The organism is Cellulomonas septica (genome assembly GCF_012396155.1).
GTDB classification, from domain to species: Bacteria; Actinomycetota; Actinomycetes; order Actinomycetales; family Cellulomonadaceae; genus Cellulomonas; species Cellulomonas septica.
Genome location: NZ_JAAXOY010000730.1, coordinates 1 through 1,640 on the forward strand (window position 1 = coordinate 1; position 1,640 = coordinate 1,640).

The window sequence follows — 1,640 nt, forward strand, 5'->3', positions numbered from 1 at the left end:
CCCGCACCCGAGACGTTCGCGCTGCTCGCCGCGCTGCTCGCGGGGGACTGGTCGGTCGCCGACGCGAGCGCCGAGCGGCACCGCGGCGAGGGCAACGGGCTCGTCGCCGCGTTCTGCCAGTTCCACCTGGAGCGCCAGCTCCGCTCCCTGCCGCTCGTCGAACGCGTCTGACCCCGCGGCGCCCCCGGTCGGCGGGAGCGGTGCGGTCGGGTACGGCCCGCGCCTGTGCCGGACCCGTGCCCGCGCTGGTCGGAGGCCGTGACGCCACGCCGTCGCGGTCCGGCGAGCGGGCAGAATGTGGGCGTGCCGACTCCCGTGCCCCCGTACCCGCACCCGTCCGGGGAGCGTGCTCCGGCGATCCCGAAGCAGTTCGTGCCGAAGCACGTGGCCGTCGTCATGGACGGCAACGGGCGGTGGGCGAACGCGCGCGGGCTGCCGCGGACCGAGGGGCACCGTGCCGGGGAGGCGTCGTTGCTCGACGTCGTCGCGGGGGCGATCGAGATCGGCGTCGAGTACGTGAGCGCCTACGCGTTCTCGACCGAGAACTGGTCGCGGTCGCCCGACGAGGTGCGGTTCCTCATGGGGTTCAACCGCGACGTGCTGCGGCGGCGCCGTGACCTCATGAACTCGTGGGGCGTGCGCGTGCGGTGGGCCGGCCGGCGGCCGCGGCTGTGGCGGTCGGTCATCTCCGAGCTGGAGGAGGCTGAGCAGCTCACGAAGGACAACACGACGTGCACGCTCACGATGTGCGTCAACTACGGCGGCCGTGCCGAGATCGCCGACGCCGCGCAGGCCATCGCGCGCGAGGTCGCGGCGGGACGGCTCAAGCCGGACCGGATCAACGAGAAGACGTTCGCGCGCTACCTCGACGAGCCCGACCTGCCCGACGTGGACCTGTTCCTGCGGTCGTCCGGGGAGCAGCGCACGTCGAACTTCATGCTCTGGCAGGCGGCCTACGCGGAGCTCGTGTTCCTCGACGAGCCGTGGCCCGACGTGGACCGGCGGCACCTGTGGCGCGCGGTCGAGACGTACGCCCGACGCGACCGCCGGTACGGGGGTGCGGTCGACAAGCCCGGGAGCGCGCCCGCCTGAGCCCGCGGCAGCGCCGGAGTCGCGACGGCCCGGCCCCGCGGCAGCGCGGGAGTCGCGACGACCCGGCCCTGCAGGGGACGGGGCCTCACCTGCGTCGATGTCGGACGGGACCGCTACGGTTCCGGCCATGACGCTGCGACCTGCGATGGTGACCTTCGACACGCTCGACGCGACGACGCTCGCGGACTGGTGGGCCCGGCAGACGGGCGGCACGGTGCGCGACGACAGCGACGGCTGGTACGTCATGGTGCTGCCGTCGGCGGCCGGGGGACCGGTCCTGGCGTTCCAGAAGGTGCCGGACCCGACGCCGGGCAAGAACCGCCTGCACGTCGACCTCGCGGCGGCGGACCGTGACGCGGAGGTCGAGCGTCTGCTCGGCGACGGCGCGACGCTCGTGGGCCGGCACGAGCACGAGGGCTTCGAGTGGGTCGTCCTCGCGGACCCCGACGGGAACCAGTTCTGCGTCTCGCAGGAGCACACGGCGTCCTGACGGCCGGACGCGTCGCGCGGACGTCGGGCGTCGGGCCGGACGGGGCGGCGCCGACCCG

General features: G+C 74.6%; 3 protein-coding genes. All 3 read left to right on the plus strand.

Annotated elements, in window-relative coordinates; all coding sequences use genetic code 11:
* A partial coding sequence (locus HGA02_RS18635; RefSeq protein ID WP_210728802.1) for a DNA repair protein RecO C-terminal domain-containing protein occupies positions 1-171 on the plus strand: 171 nt, incomplete at its 5' end.
* A gap of 132 nt (positions 172-303) precedes the next feature.
* A complete protein-coding gene (locus HGA02_RS18640) occupies positions 304-1,092 on the plus strand; it encodes an isoprenyl transferase (RefSeq protein ID WP_343035612.1) in 789 nt (262 codons plus the stop codon).
* 127 nt (positions 1,093-1,219) lie between these two features.
* Positions 1,220-1,582, plus strand: coding sequence for a VOC family protein (locus HGA02_RS18645; protein WP_124344354.1), 363 nt, complete (start codon positions 1,220-1,222; stop codon positions 1,580-1,582).
* Positions 1,583-1,640 lie beyond the last annotated feature (58 nt).